The 18,528-nt window shown below is 65.7% G+C and carries 21 protein-coding genes; 8 read left to right on the top strand and 13 right to left on the bottom strand.

Translation table 11 applies throughout. The annotated features are described in order from the left end of the window. Positions 1-150 precede the first annotated feature (150 nt). Positions 151-990, bottom strand: a complete 840-nt coding sequence (locus tag AC13C7_RS03405; protein WP_172320232.1) for an EAL domain-containing protein — start codon at positions 988-990, stop codon at positions 151-153. A gap of 125 nt (positions 991-1,115) precedes the next feature. On the opposite strand from AC13C7_RS03405, the gene AC13C7_RS03400 reads away from it, so the two are divergent. Next, on the top strand, positions 1,116-1,691 hold the full coding sequence (locus AC13C7_RS03400; protein ID WP_446119432.1) for a DNA-3-methyladenine glycosylase I: 576 nt from the start codon (positions 1,116-1,118) through the stop codon (positions 1,689-1,691). Here the strand turns inward: AC13C7_RS03400 and AC13C7_RS03395 are convergent. Next, on the bottom strand, positions 1,688-2,263 hold the full coding sequence (locus tag AC13C7_RS03395) for a TlpA disulfide reductase family protein (RefSeq protein ID WP_482866608.1): 576 nt from the start codon (positions 2,261-2,263) through the stop codon (positions 1,688-1,690). The two genes, AC13C7_RS03400 and AC13C7_RS03395, sit on opposite strands and share 4 nt — an antisense overlap. A gap of 30 nt (positions 2,264-2,293) precedes the next feature. Here AC13C7_RS03395 and argH point away from each other — a divergent pair, with 30 nt between their 5' ends. The 4 genes from argH to AC13C7_RS03375 all read left to right on the top strand — a co-directional run bounded on the left by argH (position 2,294) and on the right by AC13C7_RS03375 (position 5,526). Continuing rightward, positions 2,294-3,685: an argininosuccinate lyase gene (gene argH, locus AC13C7_RS03390; RefSeq protein WP_482866607.1), complete on the top strand. Its 1,392-nt coding sequence runs from the start codon at positions 2,294-2,296 to the stop codon at positions 3,683-3,685. After that, entirely contained in the window at positions 3,682-3,828 is a 147-nt protein-coding gene (locus AC13C7_RS03385; RefSeq protein ID WP_482866606.1) for an argininosuccinate lyase, read from the top strand. Before argH ends, AC13C7_RS03385 begins: the two co-directional genes overlap by 4 nt. 168 nt (positions 3,829-3,996) lie before the next feature. Next, positions 3,997-4,467, top strand: coding sequence for a transcription elongation factor GreA (greA, locus tag AC13C7_RS03380; RefSeq protein ID WP_172320237.1), 471 nt, complete (start codon positions 3,997-3,999; stop codon positions 4,465-4,467). Positions 4,468-4,503: 36 nt separating this feature from the next. Beyond that, positions 4,504-5,526: a hypothetical protein gene (locus AC13C7_RS03375; protein WP_172320238.1), complete on the top strand. Its 1,023-nt coding sequence runs from the start codon at positions 4,504-4,506 to the stop codon at positions 5,524-5,526. Between the two features lie 74 nt (positions 5,527-5,600). Here AC13C7_RS03375 and AC13C7_RS03370 read toward each other — a convergent pair whose 3' ends face one another. From AC13C7_RS03370 to AC13C7_RS03345, 6 genes are all read right to left on the bottom strand, one after another. After that, positions 5,601-6,080, bottom strand: a complete 480-nt coding sequence (locus AC13C7_RS03370) for a VOC family protein (protein ID WP_482866605.1) — start codon at positions 6,078-6,080, stop codon at positions 5,601-5,603. A gap of 65 nt (positions 6,081-6,145) precedes the next feature. Beyond that, positions 6,146-6,622: a hemerythrin domain-containing protein gene (locus AC13C7_RS03365; RefSeq protein WP_482866604.1), complete on the bottom strand. Its 477-nt coding sequence runs from the start codon at positions 6,620-6,622 to the stop codon at positions 6,146-6,148. A 64-nt stretch (positions 6,623-6,686) separates the two neighbouring features. Next, positions 6,687-8,789 (bottom strand): molybdopterin-binding protein, encoded by a 2,103-nt coding sequence (locus tag AC13C7_RS03360; protein WP_482866603.1) that lies wholly within the window; start codon positions 8,787-8,789, stop codon positions 6,687-6,689. Further along, complete coding sequence (gene mobB / locus AC13C7_RS03355; protein ID WP_482866602.1) at positions 8,786-9,277, bottom strand: molybdopterin-guanine dinucleotide biosynthesis protein B; 492 nt, start codon at positions 9,275-9,277, stop codon at positions 8,786-8,788. Before mobB ends, AC13C7_RS03360 begins: the two co-directional genes overlap by 4 nt. Next, a complete protein-coding gene (gene mobA, locus AC13C7_RS03350; RefSeq protein WP_482866601.1) occupies positions 9,274-9,885 on the bottom strand; it encodes a molybdenum cofactor guanylyltransferase MobA in 612 nt (203 codons plus the stop codon). Before mobA ends, mobB begins: the two co-directional genes overlap by 4 nt. Positions 9,886-9,958: 73 nt before the next feature. Then, complete coding sequence (locus AC13C7_RS03345) at positions 9,959-10,852, bottom strand: formate dehydrogenase accessory sulfurtransferase FdhD (RefSeq protein WP_482866600.1); 894 nt, start codon at positions 10,850-10,852, stop codon at positions 9,959-9,961. Between the two features lie 53 nt (positions 10,853-10,905). Here AC13C7_RS03345 and AC13C7_RS03340 point away from each other — a divergent pair, with 53 nt between their 5' ends. Both AC13C7_RS03340 and AC13C7_RS03335 read left to right on the top strand, forming a co-directional pair. Continuing rightward, the gene (locus AC13C7_RS03340; protein WP_482866599.1) at positions 10,906-11,610 is read left to right on the top strand and encodes an AzlC family ABC transporter permease; all 705 of its coding nucleotides are present in this window, start codon (positions 10,906-10,908) and stop codon (positions 11,608-11,610) included. Beyond that, positions 11,607-11,939 (top strand): AzlD domain-containing protein, encoded by a 333-nt coding sequence (locus AC13C7_RS03335; RefSeq protein WP_172320246.1) that lies wholly within the window; start codon positions 11,607-11,609, stop codon positions 11,937-11,939. The genes AC13C7_RS03340 and AC13C7_RS03335 overlap by 4 nt, the downstream gene beginning before the upstream one ends. On the opposite strand, the gene mscL is transcribed toward AC13C7_RS03335, so the two are convergent. From mscL to pheT, 3 genes are all read right to left on the bottom strand, one after another. Next, a complete protein-coding gene (mscL, locus tag AC13C7_RS03330) occupies positions 11,936-12,382 on the bottom strand; it encodes a large conductance mechanosensitive channel protein MscL (RefSeq protein WP_172320247.1) in 447 nt (148 codons plus the stop codon). The two genes, AC13C7_RS03335 and mscL, sit on opposite strands and share 4 nt — an antisense overlap. 123 nt (positions 12,383-12,505) lie before the next feature. Further along, a complete protein-coding gene (locus AC13C7_RS03325; protein ID WP_482866598.1) occupies positions 12,506-12,949 on the bottom strand; it encodes a YtoQ family protein in 444 nt (147 codons plus the stop codon). A 105-nt stretch (positions 12,950-13,054) separates the two neighbouring features. Beyond that, positions 13,055-15,475, bottom strand: coding sequence for a phenylalanine--tRNA ligase subunit beta (pheT, locus tag AC13C7_RS03320; protein WP_482866597.1), 2,421 nt, complete (start codon positions 15,473-15,475; stop codon positions 13,055-13,057). 200 nt (positions 15,476-15,675) lie between these two features. Between pheT and AC13C7_RS03315 the strand changes: the two genes are divergently transcribed. After that, positions 15,676-16,314: an META domain-containing protein gene (locus tag AC13C7_RS03315; RefSeq protein ID WP_482866596.1), complete on the top strand. Its 639-nt coding sequence runs from the start codon at positions 15,676-15,678 to the stop codon at positions 16,312-16,314. 555 nt (positions 16,315-16,869) lie between these two features. Here the strand turns inward: AC13C7_RS03315 and AC13C7_RS03310 are convergent. Together AC13C7_RS03310 and pheS are read right to left on the bottom strand one after the other, a co-directional pair. Further along, positions 16,870-17,316: a hypothetical protein gene (locus tag AC13C7_RS03310; RefSeq protein ID WP_482866595.1), complete on the bottom strand. Its 447-nt coding sequence runs from the start codon at positions 17,314-17,316 to the stop codon at positions 16,870-16,872. Between the two features lie 98 nt (positions 17,317-17,414). After that, positions 17,415-18,479, bottom strand: a complete 1,065-nt coding sequence (gene pheS, locus AC13C7_RS03305) for a phenylalanine--tRNA ligase subunit alpha (RefSeq protein WP_172320252.1) — start codon at positions 18,477-18,479, stop codon at positions 17,415-17,417. Positions 18,480-18,528 lie beyond the last annotated feature (49 nt).

Genomic DNA, 18,528 nt, shown 5'->3' with positions numbered 1-18,528 from the left:
CGTAAACAAGTTGTCCCGACCGTCATAGGACGTCGGGGAAGGCTTCTCAACTGACACGGTGTCTCAGAAGCGGGGCGGTCTCAACCGATAATGGGGATGGGGTCACTGACGGGCGGCGGATACCGGCCTGTCCGAGCGGGATGCGGGGGGCTATCGCCGGGCGGATTTCAGGTGTTTGGGGGCCAGCCAGGGCGGCGACAGGCTCGGTGCGCCGAAGAGGTATCCTTGCAGGCAGTCGATGCCATTGGCGGCAAGCCAGGCGGCTTCCTCGGGCCGTTCAACCGATTCGGCGACCGTGAACATGTCGAAATGCCCGGCGATCGAGATCAGCGCCTGCATCAGAACCTGGTTGTTCGGGTCTTCCTGCACGGCGCGAATGAACTGCCCGTCGATCTTGACGATGTCGAAATAGAAATCCTTGAGATAGCGGAAGGCGGTGTGCCCGGCCCCGAAATCGTCCAGCGCGAAGGTGATCCCCTTGTCCTGCAATTCGCCCATGAAGGCGGTCACAAGCTCCGGCATCTGCATGGCCGAGCTTTCGGTGATCTCCAGGATCAGCCGTTCGGCCACTTGCGGATCGTGGGCAATGGTGCGGGTCAGGATCTGTTTCCATTGCGGATAGCCGATGGAACGGGCCGACATGTTGATCGACAGCCGCAGCCCCGGCACCTGCTTCAGGGCGCGCAGCCCCGCCCGCAGCGCGGCGCAATCGATCAGCCGCCCGAGATCCTGGTTTTCCACCGCGCCCATGAAGTCGCGCGCCGGGATCACCCGCCCGGTTTCATCCAGAATACGGATCAGCCCCTCATAGAAGGCGACGGATTTGCCGTTTCCCGCCTGCACCACCGGTTGATAGGCCAGCGCCGTGTCGCCGCGTTCCAATGCTGCGCGCACCATGGCCAGCGTGCCCCGGTCGCGGTGGTCCACGGCCACGGCCAAGGGGCTTTCCACACCCGCATCGACCAGTTCCTCGTGTTTGCGCCCCCGCATGCCTGCCTCCTTGATCGCATCGCAGGCCACCCTGCCCCGCCGCGCGTTAAGGCATGGTGAATGTGCGCATTTTGTTCTATTTTGCCTCAACTGGTCGGGAATCGGGATTGTGGAAGGAAATCAATATGGTGAGCGATGCAGGCTGCACATGGCCGGGCGATGACCCGTTCTACCGCGCCTATCACGACGAGGAATGGGGCGTTCCCGAGCGCGACAGCCGCGCCCTCTTTGAGAAGCTGATTCTCGACGGGTTCCAGGCGGGCCTCAGCTGGATCACCATCCTGCGCAAGCGCGAGAATTTCCGCGCGGCCTTTGCCGGGTTCGACCCCGATATCATCGCCACCTGGGGCGAGGCCGAGGTAACGCAGCTTTTGCAGAACCCCGGCATCATCCGCCATCGCGGCAAGATCGAGGCCACGATCGGCAATGCCCGCGCCTGGCAGAAGATCGAGGCAGATCAGGGCTTTGACCGCTTCCTGTGGGATTATGTCGGCGGCACGCCGATCCAGAATGCCTGGGCCACCATGGCCGATGTGCCCGCCTTCACGCCGCTCTCGACGCGAATCTCGAAGGATCTGAAGAAGGCCGGATTCAGGTTTTGCGGCCCCACCATCGTCTATGCCTTCATGCAGGCCGTGGGCATGGTGAACGACCATATCACCACCTGCCCGCGCCATGCGGAATGCGCGGCGCTGGCCTAATCGTCCTGCCCTGACTGCCCTGACTGCCCTGACCAGGCGCGCAGGAAGGCCAGCGTCTCGTCGCTCGCCCAATCGGCATCGCCGCGCAGGCGCCCGACCTCCTGCCCCTCGGGGTCCAGCAACACCGTGACAGGCAAGCTCAGCACCCCCATCTGGCGCGACATGGTCTGGCGCGGATCGAGATAGATCGGCAGATCGGTAATCCCCCCCGCCTCGAAAAACCGGTTGATCGCGGGGATCGGATTGCGGCCTGTGGCGATTGTGACGACGCGGAACCCCTCGCCGCCAAGCGTCTGCTGCAACCTGTTCAGCGATGGCATTTCCACCCGGCAGGGCGCGCACCAGGTGGCCCAGAAATTCAGCACGACATATTGGCCCGCGAAGGCGTCCAGCCCCATCTCGTTGCCCTCCGCATCGGTGAAACGGACCGCGCCGGGGTCGACCGCCTCCTCGTGCAGCAGCATCGCGCGCATGTCACCCTGCAACAGATCCTCGTGCCCCTCGGCGGCGGCGGCATTTGCACCCATCCCCAAGGCAAGGTAGAGCACGGCAAGACGCAATCCGTGGGTCATCCACTATCCTTTCCGAGGTCGAGAACGCTCATGTCCAATTCCAGTTCCAACGCCATGTGGGGCGGTCGCTTCGCCGCCGGGCCAGATGCGATCATGGAAGCCATCAACGCCTCGATCGGCTTCGACAAGCGCCTGGCGCGGCAGGATATCGACGGCTCGCTGGCCCATGCGGCGATGCTGGCGCAGGCGGGTATCATTACCGATAGCGATGCGGCGGCGATCAAGGAAGGGCTGCTCACGGTCTTGTCAGAAATCGAGGGCGGGACATTCGCGTTCTCCACCGCGCTGGAGGACATCCACATGAACGTGGAGGCACGGCTGAAAGAGGTGATCGGCGACCCGGCAGGGCGGCTTCATACCGGGCGCTCGCGCAATGACCAGGTGGCGACGGATTTCAGGCTCTGGGTGCGGGACCAGGCGGATGCGGCCATGGAGGGCTTGAGCGCCCTGATGCGCGCGCTTGTGGCGCAGGCCGAGGCGGGGGCGACCTGGGTCATGCCCGGTTTCACCCATCTGCAAACCGCGCAGCCGGTGACCTGGGGCCATCACATGCTGGCCTATGTCGAGATGTTCGCCCGCGACCGCGCCAGGATGCACGATGCGCGGGCGCGGATGAACGAATGTCCCCTCGGGGCCGCCGCGCTGGCCGGCACGTCCTTCCCCATCGACCGCGAGGCGACGGCCCGCGCGCTCGGCTTTGACCGGCCCATGGCCAATTCGCTCGATGCCGTCAGCGACCGCGATTTCGCGCTGGAGTTCCTGTCGTCGGCCACGATCTGCGCCATGCATCTCAGCCGGTTCGCGGAAGAGCTTGTGATCTGGTCCTCGGCGCAGTTCCGTTTCGTCACGCTGTCGGATCGCTTCTCCACCGGCTCCTCGATCATGCCGCAGAAGAAGAACCCCGACGCGGCCGAGCTGATCCGCGCCAAGATCGGGCGCATCCTGGGGGCGAATGTGGCGCTGCTGACGGTGATGAAGGGCCTGCCCTTGGCCTATTCCAAGGACATGCAGGAGGACAAGGAGCAGGTCTTTGACGCCGCCGACAACCTGATGCTGGCGCTCGCCGCGATGACGGGGATGGTGTCGGACATGACCGCCAACCGCGAGAGCCTGGAGGCGGCGGCGGCCAGCGGGTTTTCCACCGCCACCGATCTGGCCGACTGGCTGGTGCGCACGCTGGACATGCCGTTCCGCGAGGCGCATCATGTCACCGGCGCGCTGGTCAAGCTGGCCGAGGATGCGGGCTGCGACCTGCCCGATCTGACACTCGATCAGATGCAGGGCGTGCATGGCGCGATCACCGCGGACGTGTTCGACGTGCTCGGCGTTCATAACTCGGTCGCCTCGCGCATGTCCTATGGCGGGACCGCGCCTGCGCTGGTGCGCGCGCAGGTCGCGCGCTGGAAGGAGAGGTTGGAATGATCCGTGCAACCCTGATCGTGGCGCTGCTGATGGGGCTTTCCGCCTGCGGTGTCGATGGCCGCCCCACCCCGCCCGAGCCGCGCCCGACAACCGGCATCAGCGTCACCGGCACCGCCGAGATGGGGATTGTCGGCGGAAGCTGACCCCGACTGCGGCGGATCCACCCCGATCGCGGCGGATTGCCTGTGGTTCCGGCTATTTTCGCCGGTTCCCGTGGCAACCCGGAAAAGGGCGTTGAACTAGCCTTTCAGGCCCCCTATCGTCCATGTTTCGAGCGGCAATATGGCCCAACCAGTGAGACGGTGACCCCTATGGACAAGATCCCCATGACCCCGACGGGCTACAACGCCCTGGACGCAGAGCTGAAGACCCTGAAATCGGTCGAGCGTCCGGCCATCATCAAGGCCATCGCCGAGGCGCGTGAGCATGGCGACCTGTCGGAAAACGCCGAATACCATTCCGCCCGCGAAAAGCAGTCCTTCATCGAGGGCCGCATCAAGGAGATCGAGGGGCTGATCGGCCTGGCGCAGGTGATCGACCCCAAGAAGCTGTCCGGCCCGATCAAGTTCGGGGCCACGGTCGAACTGGTCGATGAAGAGACCGAGGAAGAAAAGACCTACCAGATCGTGGGCGAGGCCGAGGCCAAGATCGAGGCCGGTCTGCTCAACATCAACTCGCCCCTCGCGCGTGCCTTGATCGGCAAGGAGGAAGGTGACAGTGTCGAGGTGAAGACCCCCGGCGGCAGCAAGGATTACGAGATCGTCAAGGTCTCCTATATCTAGTATCATACTCATGCCGCAACGCGGAACCTGGTGGGCATGGCAGACGAGAAGCACTTTTCGACGATAGAACTGGGCGCCTTCGCGTCTGATCCCGCGACCTCGCGCATCACCATGATCGAGGTCGTGGCGCTCGGGCTGACGGTGGTCTGGCTCATCGGCGTGATCTACTTCTTCTATGGCACCGACATGTCCGGCCTGGGCGAAGCCTCGACGCTTGAGGCGGTGATGATCATGCTCGGCATCTTCGTGCCGGTGGCGCTGATCTGGGTCGCGGCCTCGGCGGCCAAGACGGCGCGCATATTGCGTGAGGAATCGGCCCGCCTGCAAAGCGCCATCGACGCGATGCGCGCGGCCTATGTCGTGCAACAGCAGGCTGGCGGATTGGGCTCGAAATCCGATGTGGCGCTGAAACTGGAAGAGATCGCCGAGGCGCAGCGCCAGGCGGAAAACGCGCTGGCCACCTTCACCTCGATCCGCAAGGCCGCAGAAAGCGCCGATGCCCGCGCCGCCGTCGCCCATGCCCCCCCAACGGCAGAGACCCCGCAGCCGACCCTGGGCCTGGGCACCCCGGCGGAGGCATTGCAGGAGCCGATCTCGGTCGCCGATTTCATCAAGGCGCTGAACTTCCCGGAGAACGAGAACGACAAGGAAGGTTTCCGCACCCTGCGCCGCGCCCTGGGCGATCCCTTTACCAAGCGCCTGATCCGCGCCAGCCAGGACGTGCTGACCCTGCTCAGCCAGGACGGCATCTACATGGACGACCTGCGCCCCGACCGCGCCAAGCCCGAGCTGTGGCGGAAATTCGCCAAGGGTGAGCGTGGCAAGGCCATCGCGGGGCTTGGCGGTATCCGCGACCGGTCTTCGCTGGCGCTGTCCTCGGGGCGGATGAAGCAGGATCCCGTATTCCGCGACGCGGTGCACCACTTCCTGCGCCAGTTCGACAAGACGCTGGTGGATTTCGAGCAGAACGCCACGGATGAGGAAATTATCCAGATGGCCGAAACCCGCACCTCGCGCGCCTTCATGCTGCTTGGCCGGGTGACGGGAACCTTTGACTGAGCGCGACGGCTGCGGCCCGTCGGCGGGCCGCAACTGCGCTCGGTCGACCGAGCGCATCACCCACCCCATGAGGGTCACCCCCGCCGCGCCGCCTCGATCCGGGCCACGTCGATCTTGCCCATCTCCATCATCGCGGCGAAAACGCGCTCTGCCTCGTCGCCGCCCGCCGCCATGCCCTCGCTCAGCACGCGCGGCGTGATCTGCCAGTTGACGCCCCACCGGTCCTTGCACCAGCCGCATTGGCTGGCCTGCCCGCCATTGCCAATGATCGCCTCCCAGTAGCGGTCGGTCTCGGCCTGATCCGCGGTCGCGACCTGGAAGGAAAACGCCTGCGTTTGCGGAAAGTGCGGACCACCGTTCAGGCCCAGGCAGGGCAGCCCCAGAACGGTAAATTCGACCGTCAGCACCTCCCCCACCTTGCCGCCCGGAAAATCGCTCGGGGCGCGGCTGACGGCGGTGACGGCACTATCTGGAAAGGTTTCGGCGTAGAACCGGGCCGCGGCCTCGGCGTCTTTGTCGAACCAGAGGCAGATGCGGTTTTTCGGAATGCTCATGATCGGGGCCCTCCTCGTGCATAACTGGACTCAGTCCCAGTCTACCACACCCGGCGCGCGCCGCCTCAATCCTCCAGGCTGTCCTCGCGCTTGTCGTCGATCAACTCGCCCTCCTGCGCCTTGCGCTTGAGGAACCGGTCGCCGTAGCCGTCGATCTCCGAGGCGTCGATCTCTTCCTTCGCGCGGGCAAAGACCTCGTCTTCCTCCTCGTCGATGTGATGCTCGTAATCATGCTTGAGCTTGTCGAACCTGTCCGACCAGCCATCGGCCCCGATCTCCATCCCGTTCAGCTCCTCCAGAAGGTCATCGAGCTGCTGATGTTCATGCACCGAATGGCGCGCGGCATCCTGGCCCCATGTCTTCGAGATGAGCTTGGAATAGAACGTCTCCTCCTCGGCGGCGGCATGGGCCTTCACGTCACGATAGAAGCTGTCCCACGCCTGTTTCCTGGCGCTCTTGTCGCTGGCGTCGTCGGCCAGCGTCGCCAGCCACGCGCGGTGCTGGTCGTGGTCCTTCTTGATGGCGTCATAGATCGTCGGCATGTCGGGTCTCCGGTTCTTGTTCGGGAAAACACCTCAACGCCGGGGCGCGGCGAGTGTTCCCGGGTCAGAGGCCGAACCCCGCATAGGGCAGGAATGTCACGGGGTCGCCCGGTGCGATCTCCTGCGCCTCAAAGGGCAGTTCCAGCAGCCCCCCGGCCCAGGACAGGCCCGATATCCGGACCGAGCCTTCGGATTTGAACAGCTCCACCCGGCCATCCGCCCCGATCCGGGCGCGCGGGTATTCGGCGCGGCCGTGTTTCTTGGATTTTGCGAAGCCCGCGGGCACCTGCATCCTCAACGGCTCCTGCCAGCCTGCGCCCGACAGCAGGCTGAGGGCGGGGCGCGCGAAGATCAGGGTGCAGACCAGCGCCGCGACCGGATTGCCCGGCAGGCCGAAGACCGGCACGCCCCGCCATTGCGCCAGCGCCAAGGGCCGCCCCGGTTTCAGCGCGATGCGCCAGTTGGACAGCCGCCCCTCCTCGCGCAATAGCCGCGAGATGTGATCCTCATCCCCCGCCGACGCGCCGCCCGAGGTCAGGATCGCATCGGCCTTCGCCCCCTTGTTCAAAGCCTCGCGGATCGCCTCCGCATCATCGGTCTGGCGGCCAAGGTCGATCACCTCATGGCCCCACCCGCGCAGGATCGCGGTCAGCATCGGGCGGTTGGCGTCATAGATCTGGCCTGCATCGGCGCTGTCGCCTGCCTCACGCAACTCATCCCCGGTCGAGATCACCGCAACCTTCAGCCGCCGATGGACCGGCACCGCGCCATGCCCGGTGGCGGCCAGAAGCGCCAGATCGGGCGCGCGCAAACGGTGCCCGGCGGGCAGCATCACGTCGCCTTCGGCCACATCCTCGCCCGCCTTGCGGGTGTTCGCGCCGGGCTTGACCGGGCCGTTAAAGGCAACGTGGCGCGCATCGCTGCGGCAATCCTCCTCCAGCACCACCGTATCCACACCCTCGGGCAGCGCGGCCCCCGTCAGGATCCGGATCGCGTGGCCCGGGGGCACGGTGCCATCGTAGCGCAACCCCGCCGCCGCGCGGCCCCGGACCAGCGGCAGAACCTGCGGGCCGTCCCCGGTTGCGGCATGGGCGAACCCGTAGCCATCCACTGCCGCGTTGGGGTTGGGCGGGTTGGCGCGCAGGGCGCGGGTATCCTCGGCCAGAACACGGCCCGAGGCGGCGTGGAGCGGCACGGTCTCGGTGCCGACCACCGGGTGCAGGATGTCGCGCAACCGCGCCAGCGCCTCGGGCACCGGCGTCCAGTCCACCCCCGGCGGCAGGGCGAAACAGTCGTCCTTCAACGCGGGCGGGTGCAGCGTCGGGGCAAGCGCCGCATTCAGGGCATCCTCATGGCCGAGACCCAAAATCCAGCCCTCCTCCTCCGAGCGGATGGCCAGCATCGCGTTCAGTTCCGCCTCGGGCAGTCCGGCGATGGCCCGCGCAAGCAGCCGCACCTGCGCCCGGTCGCGGATGTCGTCGCCCTCGGCCTTCACCGCGTCCCGGATCAGCGAGGGCCAGATCTCGGCCAGCACGACCTGGCCTGATGCCGCCTCGAACGGCCAGACCGTGACCGCCGTGTCAAACCGCCGCCGCAGGCGCGCCAGAACCGGCAGGCCCATCAGAACCTGCGACCCGACCGCGCCGGCGCCCGCCAGTTGCCAGACGGAAAACGTGCCTTTCGCCAGCGTCTCCACCTGCCGCAACTCCGCGCAGCCATGGCCCCGCCGGTCCCGCCCCTTGCGCGGCAGATGCTCCAGGTCGCGCCTGGTCCCGTTGCCCCAGAACGGCCCGACACCGGGGAAAAGCGCGTTGATCCCTGCTGCCACCTGCCAGCGGTTGTTGCGCTGCGGCCCATCCTCGATCCGCGCCTCCAGCCAGTCCCAAAGCGCAAACGGATCGGCCTTGCCCGTCACCGCGCGCGCCACGCCTTGCGGATAGCCGAAGGGAAAATCGAACCCGGCCAGCACCCGGCGTCCGGCGGCGATCTCCTCACGAAAAAGACCCGCAAGCCACGCCTCGGCCACCTGCCGGTTGCGCAGGTAGACCGGCTCCTCCTCGACGCCATTCCGCACGACCCCGGCCCAGATCGCGTCCGGCTTGGGCACCGCGCCGCGATCGTTGCCGCCGGACCAATCGACCATGACGATGGTGTCGAAGCGGCTCATGGCCCGATCTCCGTTGCGATGAAATCGGCGATGGCCTGGGTGTCATCCAGATGCAGAACGGGCCGATCCGTAGCGGGCACGCTGTCCGAAGCAACGGCCCGGATCGTCGGGTCGCTATCGGCCAGCAACCCCTGCCCGGTCACGCCCCGATGCGCCTCGATCTTCGGGTGCCCCGCGCGCTTGAACCCCTCGACCAGCACCAGATCGACGGGGGAGAGCTGTGCCAGCAGCGCCTCAAGCCCCGGCTCCTCCGCGCCGCGCAGTTCGGTCATCAGCGCCCATCTGGTGCTCGAGGCCAGCAACACCTGGCTCGCCCCTGCCACGCGGTGACGAAAACTGTCGGTGCCGGACTGATCGACATCGACGGCGTGATGGGCGTGCTTGATGGTGGAAACCGTGAGACCCCGGCCCGCAAACTCAGTCACCAGCCGTTCCACCAGCCCGGTCTTGCCGGAGTTCTTCCAGCCCACGACACCGAAAAGCCTCATGCCAGCAGCCCCTCGGCCAGGGTCAGATCCTCGGGCGTGTTGACGTTGAAGAACGGATCGAAGGGCGTGCCGGGAAAGACCGCCAAGGCCGTGCCGTGCCGGTCGGTCCAGGCCACGACCTTGCGGATGCCCTCGTCCAGCGCGCCCCGCAGATCGTCGCGCAGATCGACGGGCCAGAGGCCGAATGTGGGTTGCCTGAGCGCGCCTTTCTCCGGGTCATGCGTTGCGGCCAGCGCAATGGGTTTCCCCTGCGCCTCTGCCGCCAGCAACAATTGCGGCACCAGGTCGGCGGGGAAGAACGGCGTATCGGCGGCGGCGGTGACGATGTGGCTCGCGCCATCACCGGCGGCCCAATCCATCCCCGCCAGCACCCCGGCCAGAGGCCCCGGATGCCGCCCCACGCTGTCGGGCAGCACCGTCAGCCCCAGATCGGCGAACCGGGCCGGATCGCCATTGGCGTTGAGCGCAAGGCCCGCGACCTGCGGCTCCAGCCGGTCGATCACGCGGGAAATCAACGATTGCCCGCCGAGCATCAACCGGCCCTTGTCACCGCCGCCCATGCGGCTGGCGAGGCCACCTGCAAGGATCACGCCGAGAGGCTGTTTCATGACCAACCCTCCCCGCCCGCGCGTTCGGGAATTTTCGAAAATTCCCGGATCTTGTTTCGAAACAAAATGCCCCTCATCCGCGCGCCCCCTTGCGCCCGTGTTTGCGCGGTTCCTCGCCCACGCCCGCCGGATCGACCTCGCGCACCAACCGCGCCTCCCCCGCCAGACAGACAAAGCGCCGCCCCTTCAGCCGCCCGATCAGGGTCAACCCGACCTGGCGCGCGATCTCCACCCCCCAGGCGGTGAAGCCCGAGCGCGAGACCAGCACCGGAATGCCCATCAGCGCCGTCTTGATCACCATCTCCGAGGTCAGCCGCCCTGTGGTGTAGAGGATCTTGTCCGCCGCCTCCGCCCCGGTGTCATACATCCACCCCGCCACCTTATCGACCGCGTTATGCCGCCCGACATCCTCCATATAGACCAGCGGGCGGTCGCCCTGACACAGCACCGTGCCGTGAATGGCACCGGCCTCCAGGTAGAGGCTCGGCGTGCGGTTGATCTGGTGGCTCAACGCATAAAGCCAAGATGCCCGCAACTCGGCGCGCGGCAGGGTCAGCCCCTCCAGCCCCTCCATCATGTCGCCGAAGACGGTGCCGACCGCGCAGCCGCTGGTCCGGGTCTTGCGCGCCAGCTTGGTCTCGTGATCGGTCTCGGCCTCGGTGCGCACGACGACGACCCCGAGCTCCGCGTCATGGTCCACACCTGTCACGCGATCCGCCTTTGACAACATCCCCTGGTTGCGCAGGAACCCGAGCGCCAGGTATTCGGGGTGGTCGCCGATGGTCATCGCCGTCACGATCTCGCGCGCGTTCAGGTAGATCGTCAGGGGCCGCTCCTCGACCACGTTCAGCGTCACCTGCGCGCCGCTCTCGTCATGCCCCTCGACCGCCCGCGACAGGGCCGCCGCCTTGGGGTCGGGGGCGATCAGGTAGCGCGCCAGAAAGTCATCACGAACAGCCATTTGCATCTCCTGCCGCAAGCGCATAAGCGAGGGGTCATGTCCCAAACTAGGGGTCCGGCATGGCAATCTCCACACCCAAAAGCGCCTATCTGAAGGGCGCGACCGGCGCGCTTCCGTTTTTGCTGGTGGTCGTTCCCTTCGGGATGCTCTTCGGCGTGGTCGGAACCGAGGCCGGGTTGAACCTGGCGCAGGTGATGGGGTTCTCGACCCTCGTCATCGCGGGCGCGGCGCAGTTCACCGCCGTGCAGCTGATGGTGGATGAGGCCCCCACCATCGTCGTCATCGTCTCGGCCCTCGCGGTCAACCTGCGCATGGCGATGTATGCGGCGGCACTGGCCCCCTATCTCGGACCGGCCCCGTTCTGGCAGCGGGCGATCATCGCCTATCTCAATGTCGATCAGACCTATGCCATGTCGCATCAGCAATTCGAGGCGGAGCCCCAGATGCCCCTTCCCGCACGCGTCGCCTTCTTCTTCGGTTGCGCCACGCCGATCCTGCCGATGTGGGTCGTGGCCACCTATGTGGGGGCCGTCGCGGGCGCCGCCATCCCGCCGGAGTTTGCGCTCGATTTCGCGGTGCCCATCACCTTCATCGCGCTGGTCGCCCCGGGCCTGCGCACGCTGGCCCATGTCGCGGCGGCGGCCACTTCGGTCATGCTGGCGCTGGCGCTTGGCTGGATCCCGCATAACCTTTGGATCCTCGCGGCAGGCATCGGCGGCATGATCGTCGGGGCCGAGGTCGAACGCAGAGGCACCGCGCAATGACCGCCTGGTCCGACCCCGCGATCTGGGGCATCATGGCCGCGCTCGGGCTTGGCACCTACACGCTGCGCCTGTCCTTCCTGGGCCTTCTGGGGGGCCGCGCGATCCCGGAATGGGCGCTGCGCCACCTGCGCTATACCGCGGTCACCATCCTGCCCGCGCTGATCACGCCCGCGGTGCTCTGGCCCGAGGCCACCGGAGGCCAGACCGACCCCGCCCGCCTGGCCGCCGCCGCCGTTGCCCTGATCGGCGGCTACGTGACCCGCAATGCGATCGTGGCCATCGTCGGAGGGATGGCCACGCTCTACCTGGTGCAGTTCGCGGGCTTCTAGGCCTGGCGCGCCTTGAGGCTGTCGCGGATCTCGACCAGGATCTCCAGCTCGGTCGGCGCCGGATCCTCTGCGGGCGCCTGTGCCGCCTCGACCTGCTCCCGCGCGGCGGCATCCTTGAGCTTGTTCACGGACCGGACCAGCATGAAGACCACGAAGGCGATGATCAGGAAATTGAGCACCGCCATCAGGAAGGCACCATAAGCGAAGACCGCCGCACCAGCCTCCCGCGCGGCCTCCAGGCTGGCCCCGGCCGCGACCTCGCCCGACAGCACGACATATTGGTTGGTGAAATCCAGCCCGCCGGTGAAGAGGCCGATGAAAGGGTTGATCAGGTCCGCCACAAGGCTGCTGACGATGGCGGTGAAGGCCGCCCCGATGATGATGCCGACGGCCATGTCCATGACATTGCCGCGCGCGATGAAATCCTTGAATTCTTTGAGCATGGGTTCCGCTTCCGTTATCCTGTTCGCCCCCATTTCCGCAGAAAGAGGGTTAACGGAAACTAGACACGGAGACGGGCGCGATGTCAGCACATTCCCGCGCTCCACACCCGAAAAACCGGTGTTTCAGCCCGGCAAATCCCCGGTCAGCACGTAGCGCAGGATCTGCACCACCTGCTCCGGCGTCTCGGTGACGGCCAGCGCCGCGGCATCGACCTCTTTCAGCGGGTGCTGATGCTCGGGCCCATGCATGACGACCAGGGGCGTGCCGAGCGCCGCCGCATAGCCCGCATCGAAGGCCGCGTTCCATTGCTTGTACTTGTCGCCAAAGCGCACCACGACCAGGTCGGCGCTTTCGATCTCGTTGCGGGTGCGGATCGCGTTCAGCTTGGCGCCCTTGTGGTCGTGCCAGAACTTGCTGTCCTCGGCCCCCAGGATCGCCACGCCGCAATCGTCGCTGGCATCGTGATCGGTCACCGGCGCGGAGAACTCCACATCCAGCCCCTCGGCCCCGGCTATGATCTGTTCCCGCCAATCGGTGTGAATCTCGCCCGACAGGTAAACCTTCATCTCGCTCTCCTTTTAAACCTTGGCGCCGCTCTTTCATTTTGCCGAAAATACCTCGGGGTCCGGGGCAGAGCCCCGGCGAGTCGTCGCCGTCAGGCGGCGAAACCCTCAGCCGCGCAGCACGCCGCCCGTCGCTTTCTGCACCTTCTCGACGATCTTCGCACCGACCGCCTCGATCTCCTCCTCGGTCAGAGTCTTGTCACGCGGCTGCATCCGCACCGACAGCGCGATGGATTTCTTGCCCGCCCCCATCTGCGCCTCGGCCTTCTCACCCGAGAACTCGTCGAAGACGCGGACATCCTCGATCAGCTTCTTGTCGGCCCCGGCGGCGGCATTGGCCAGGTTGATCGCCTCGACCTGCGCATCGACGACAAAGGCGAAATCCCGCTCCACCGCCTGCAGATCGCTGATATCCAGCGCCCCGCGTGACGCGCTCTTGGCCCGCGCCATCGGAATTTCCTCGGGGAAGAGCGTCAGCGCCATCGCCGGTCCCTTCACGTCCATCGCCGCCAGCACCCGTGGATGCAACTCGCCGAAGACGCCGAGGATTTTCTTGGGCCCCAGGCAGATCATGCCGTGACGGCCCGGATGCCACCAACCGGGGGCCCCGCGCAGGATCTGCACCTTGGCGGGCGCCCCCATCGCGGCCAGCACGGCCTCGGCATCGGCCTTCACGTCGAAAACATCCACCGTCCGCCGCGATCCGTGCGGATCGCGTCCGGCGGAGTGCCCCACCAGGAGCGCGGCGGCTTGCAGGTGCTGCTCGCCCGGCTCGCCGCCCTGGAACGCGGTGCCGACCTCGAACAATGCCAGGTCCATCATCCCGCGGGCCTGGTTGCGCGCCGCCGCCTGCAAGAGGCCGGGCAGCAGCGCGGGGCGCATATGGCTCATCTCGCTGGAGATCGGGTTCTCCAGCATCGTCGCGTCATCACCGCCGCCGAACATCTCGGCGCTGGCACGGTCGATGAAGCTGTAGGTGACGCATTCATTGTAGCCGAGCGCGGCCAGCGTCCGCCGCGCGGCGCCTTCACGCAGCTGCATCGGTGTCAGCACCGGTTTCGGCACGCCCGCCGTCGGGCGCGTCAGGGGGCGGCCTTCCAGCTTGGTAAGCGACGCCACCCGCGCCACCTCCTCGACCAGGTCGGCCTCGCCCTGCACATCGCTCCGCCAGCTTGGCACCCAGACCTCCAGCACGTCGCCCGATCCCGTCGCGGAAAACCCGAGCGCGGTCAGAATGCGCACCTGTTCGGCCTTGGGGATTTCCATGCCGACCAGGCTGATCACCCGCGCGGTATCCAACGGGTAGCTGCGCGCGACCTTCGGCGCGGCCCCGGCCTCGACCACTTCGGAGGGCTCACCGCCGCAGATTTCCAGGATCATCCGCGTCGCCGCCTCAAGCCCGGGTCTTGTGTAATCCGGGTCGACGCCGCGCTCGAACCGGTAGCGGGCATCGGAATTGACCTTCAGATCGCGGCCCGTATAGGCCACCCGGATCGGATCCCACCAGGCGCTTTCCAGGAAGACATTGACCGTCTCGCCAGTGCAGCCCGTGGGCTCGCCACCGACGATGCCCGCAATGCTCTCGACGCCCGCCTCATCGGAGATCGCGATATGGCCCGTGGACAGCGTGTAATCCTTGTCATCCAGCGCGCGCAGGCTCTCGCCGCCTGCCGCGCGATGCACCCGAAGATCGCCCTTGACCTTGTCGGCATCGAAGACGTGCAGGGGGCGGTTCTGGTCATAGGTGAAGAAGTTGGTGATATCGACCAGGGCCGAGATCGGGCGCAGCCCGATGGCGCGCAGACGGTCCTGCAACCACGCAGGCGACGGCCCGTTTCTGACGCCCCTGATCACCCGCCCGGTGAAATGCGGTGCCTCCTCCAGCGTGTCGGCGTCGATACTCACCCCGATCGGGCTTGCGAAGCTGCCCGGCACCTCGACCTCGTCTTGCGGTTTCAACCGCCCGAGGCCCCGCGCCGCGAGATCCCGCGCCACGCCGCGCACGCCAAGCGCGTCCTGCCGGTTCGGCGTGATGGCGATCTCGATCACCGGATCGACCTTGGCCGGGTCATTGACGGCCAGCCAGTCGACGAAACGGTCGCCGACCTCGCCCGAAGGCAGCTCGATGATGCCGTCATGCTCGTCCGAAAGCTCCATCTCGCGCTCGGAGGCCATCATGCCGTAGCTCTCGATGCCGCGGATCTTGCCGACCCCGATGGTGGTGTCGATGCCGGGCACGTAGACGCCGGGCTTGGCAATCACCACGGTGATGCCCTCCCGCGCATTGGGCGCGCCGCAGATGATCTGCTGCACACCCTCGTCGGTCTCGACCTGGCAGACGCGCAGACGGTCCGCATCGGGGTGTTTCCCGGCGCTCAGGACCTTGCCGATGGTGAAATCGGCCAGTTTCGCGCCCCGGTCGGTGACCTCCTCGACCTCGAGGCCCAGATCGTTCAGGGCATAGCAGATCTCGTCCAGCGTGGCCTCGGTCTCGAGGTGATCCTTCAGCCAGGAAAGGGTGAATTTCATGTCGCGCGTCCCTCTGCGTCTTTGCAGGGGACCGCTTAGCGCATGTGCCCGCCATTGAAAAGCCGGGGCGCGTCGGGCCAGGTATCCGGGAAGGCAACATGATTGGTGTGGCTAATACACTTTTTCATTGAACTGGCAGGCGTTTTCGGCTATGTTGGGGGTGATGTTGCGGGGACATTCATGCTTTGAAAGGACATGACATGACCCTGAAGACCCTGACCGCGGCCACTATCGCCGCCACCCTGCTTGGCACTGTTGCCCATGCAGATATTACGATCATTCAATCCGGCCCCTCCGGGGCGATGCCCGATATCCAGATGCCCGCGATGCCGAATATGCGGATGCCCGGCCATATCCAGCCGCTTGGCGACGGGTTCGGAATCGCCTCGGCCTTCATCCGTGACATGATGGCCGACCGGATGCCCGGTTTCGACATCGACGGCGCCATCGAGGCCGCCCCGATCATCGAGCCGCCGGTGCCGGTTTCCTTCGCCGGTGACTGGGACTTGCTGGAGATTTACGGCGCGGGCTCCGTGCCGCTCGTCTTCTCGGACGAGCTTCTGGCGCGGGCCGAGTTCAGCGTCGATGTCGAGGGCAATTTCAACGCCTCGGTCGGCTGCAACTCGATCTTCGGCCATCTCGAGGAAGACGCCGGCACCGTGGAAACCGGTGAGATCATGGCGACCCTCATGGCCTGTTCCGAGCCGGTGCAGGGCATGGAGCGGGCGCTCACCCGCAGCCTGTCGGAGGCAGCACTCTTCGCTCATGGCCGTGACCGGCTGGTGTTCCTCAGCATCGACGGCGAACCGCTGGTGCGTTTCAGCGCCGAAACCGAGTAAGACCTGCCCCCTCAAGACCAACGGGCGCGGCGTCCCTGACCGGATCGCCGCGCCCGCAATCCGTCCGGCCTACCGTGCCTCGGCCCGGATCGCATCGGTCGACGCATCGAAACAGGTGCCAAGCAGCAGCGTGAAGGAGGTCGGGAGGCTCCGTTCTTCGTCTTTCCCATAACCCAGTATCCTTACTTCTGGGTCTCCGGTAAAGCCGGGGCGGTTCAGAGGGTGGTGGAAAAGGACTTAAGCATATCTGCGCTCCGCGTTGAGAATTCGGGGAGCGTAGCGCGGCGACGGGTGTCCGCATAGTATCCTAGTGCGAAGCCGCGCGATGGCCAGACCGCGGGATGGCGATGCGACGGTGGTGGATTGCACTTTATGCTGGCCAAGTCATTCCGGCTCCAGAACGGAGCGTTTGCCTCACCATATCGCCAGCCCGGGGGGCGGCCCCCTCTCGGCAGATTTCCGTTGGAAATCGCCTGCCGGGTCAATGCTGGCGATCGCGCGGCGGCCTACGGCCTTGATTCCGCGCGTTGGGCATGACGGCCGGGGACTGCTAATCTATGACTTGGGCTTGGCTGGCTGGACGTCACCGCTTGCTATCCACGACAGTGCCCGAGGTCTGACATGCTGTAAGAACGCGAAAGACAGTGCGAAAATCGGTACGACTCTGAATCCCCGGTGCCGACTGGTTGAAACAACTACAGCTGCCAACATCACATTCTCATTTTCAACAAACAGACGGCGTCCGCTTGGAGCGTTTGCGTTGAGAAAATTAAGACTCGTTGCATGGCGAATTGCATTCAAACAGCGACGATAGTCCGTCTCGTATGGCCAAGGTGCCTTTGAAAGATGAATGGCTCCGCCTTTCGATATGTCCACGTCGCCATCACGAAGATCAATCAAGTCAGCCAGATCGTAAGCGTAAGAAGCAAACTCAAAAAGATCAGAGATGAAATCGTCTCTAGCATTCTCCGCCCATTCCTTGGCCCAGACTGCTGAGCTCATTGCAAACAAGCGGTGAGCCCTCTTGCTCGCCTCCTTGAACCGAAGTGTTGCCACACTCTTCATTGTAGCGTGATCGACACGCCCAGTGTTCGACAAGCCTAGACCCCCGAATGCACCGCCGGCACATCCAACGCGCTGAACCCGTAATGCCGCAGCCAGCGCAGATCTGAATCGAAGAACGCCCGCAAATCGGGGATCCCGTATTTCAGCATCGCGATCCGGTCGATCCCCATGCCGAAGGCAAAGCCCTGCCATTCCGCCGGATCAATCCCGCCCGCCTTCAGCACATTGGGATGCACCATGCCGGATCCCAGAACCTCCAGCCAGCCGTCGCCCTCGCCCACCTTGACGGTGCCGCCTTCGAAGGAACACTGGATATCGACCTCTGCCGAGGGCTCCGTGAACGGGAAATGCGAGGCGCGGAAGCGGGTTTTGACTTTCTCGCCGAAATAGGCCGAGAAGAACTCCTCCAGCACCCATTTCAGGTTCGCCATGGAAATATCGCGATCCAGTGCCAGCCCCTCGACCTGGTTGAACATCGGGGTATGCGTCTGGTCGTAATCGGCGCGGTAGACGCGGCCCGGCGCGATGATGCGGCAGGGGGCGCCGTATTTCTCCATATGCCGGATCTGGACCGGGCTGGTATGGGTGCGCAGCACATGCGGCGGGCGGTTATCCCCCGGCGCGCGATGCGTGTAGAACGTGTCCATCTCGGCCCGTGCGGGGTGGTGGCCGGGAATGTTGAGCGCGTCGAAATTGTACCAGTCGGTCTCGATCTGCGGACCTTCTGCAACGGCAAATCCCATATCGGCGAAGATCGCGGTGACCTCTTCCATCACCTGGCTGACGGGGTGGATCGTCCCCATCCGGCGCGGGCGGCCCGGCAGGGTCACGTCCAGCCATTCGGCGCGCAGCCTCTCGTCCAGGGCGGCATCGCCAAGTGCGGCCTTCTTCGCCGCAATCGCCGAGTTGACCTCGTTCTTGAGCGCATTCAACGCCGGACCCGCGACCTGGCGTTCCTCGGGCGTCATCTTGCCCAACTCGCGCATCTTGAGGCTGATCTCACCCTTCTTGCCCACGGCCTGCACGCGCAATGCCTCGAGGCCCGCCTCATCCGTCACATCGGCAATCGCCGTCAGGTACTTGTCGCGCAGATCGTCCATCTTCACTTCCTCTTGGGGTGTTGCCGACCTGCTAGCAGAACTTGACGCG

It is taken from the genome of Alterinioella sp. B-7 (assembly GCF_056857775.1).
This window is presented reverse-complemented; position numbering and strand designations above follow the sequence as displayed.

Coding starts and splice junctions, on each gene's coding strand:
- AC13C7_RS03405 (WP_172320232.1), bottom strand. CDS start 990: ATGCGGGGGCGCAAACACGAGGAACTGGTCGATGCGGGTGTGGAAAGC.
- AC13C7_RS03400 (WP_446119432.1), top strand. CDS start 1,116: ATGGTGAGCGATGCAGGCTGCACATGGCCGGGCGATGACCCGTTCTAC.
- AC13C7_RS03395 (WP_482866608.1), bottom strand. CDS start 2,263: ATGACCCACGGATTGCGTCTTGCCGTGCTCTACCTTGCCTTGGGGATG.
- argH (WP_482866607.1), top strand. CDS start 2,294: ATGTCCAATTCCAGTTCCAACGCCATGTGGGGCGGTCGCTTCGCCGCC.
- AC13C7_RS03385 (WP_482866606.1), top strand. CDS start 3,682: ATGATCCGTGCAACCCTGATCGTGGCGCTGCTGATGGGGCTTTCCGCC.
- greA (WP_172320237.1), top strand. CDS start 3,997: ATGGACAAGATCCCCATGACCCCGACGGGCTACAACGCCCTGGACGCA.
- AC13C7_RS03375 (WP_172320238.1), top strand. CDS start 4,504: ATGGCAGACGAGAAGCACTTTTCGACGATAGAACTGGGCGCCTTCGCG.
- AC13C7_RS03370 (WP_482866605.1), bottom strand. CDS start 6,080: ATGAGCATTCCGAAAAACCGCATCTGCCTCTGGTTCGACAAAGACGCC.
- AC13C7_RS03365 (WP_482866604.1), bottom strand. CDS start 6,622: ATGCCGACGATCTATGACGCCATCAAGAAGGACCACGACCAGCACCGC.
- AC13C7_RS03360 (WP_482866603.1), bottom strand. CDS start 8,789: ATGAGCCGCTTCGACACCATCGTCATGGTCGATTGGTCCGGCGGCAAC.
- mobB (WP_482866602.1), bottom strand. CDS start 9,277: ATGAGGCTTTTCGGTGTCGTGGGCTGGAAGAACTCCGGCAAGACCGGG.
- mobA (WP_482866601.1), bottom strand. CDS start 9,885: ATGAAACAGCCTCTCGGCGTGATCCTTGCAGGTGGCCTCGCCAGCCGC.
- AC13C7_RS03345 (WP_482866600.1), bottom strand. CDS start 10,852: ATGCAAATGGCTGTTCGTGATGACTTTCTGGCGCGCTACCTGATCGCC.
- AC13C7_RS03340 (WP_482866599.1), top strand. CDS start 10,906: ATGGCAATCTCCACACCCAAAAGCGCCTATCTGAAGGGCGCGACCGGC.
- AC13C7_RS03335 (WP_172320246.1), top strand. CDS start 11,607: ATGACCGCCTGGTCCGACCCCGCGATCTGGGGCATCATGGCCGCGCTC.
- mscL (WP_172320247.1), bottom strand. CDS start 12,382: ATGCTCAAAGAATTCAAGGATTTCATCGCGCGCGGCAATGTCATGGAC.
- AC13C7_RS03325 (WP_482866598.1), bottom strand. CDS start 12,949: ATGAAGGTTTACCTGTCGGGCGAGATTCACACCGATTGGCGGGAACAG.
- pheT (WP_482866597.1), bottom strand. CDS start 15,475: ATGAAATTCACCCTTTCCTGGCTGAAGGATCACCTCGAGACCGAGGCC.
- AC13C7_RS03315 (WP_482866596.1), top strand. CDS start 15,676: ATGACCCTGAAGACCCTGACCGCGGCCACTATCGCCGCCACCCTGCTT.
- AC13C7_RS03310 (WP_482866595.1), bottom strand. CDS start 17,316: ATGAGCTCAGCAGTCTGGGCCAAGGAATGGGCGGAGAATGCTAGAGAC.
- pheS (WP_172320252.1), bottom strand. CDS start 18,479: ATGGACGATCTGCGCGACAAGTACCTGACGGCGATTGCCGATGTGACG.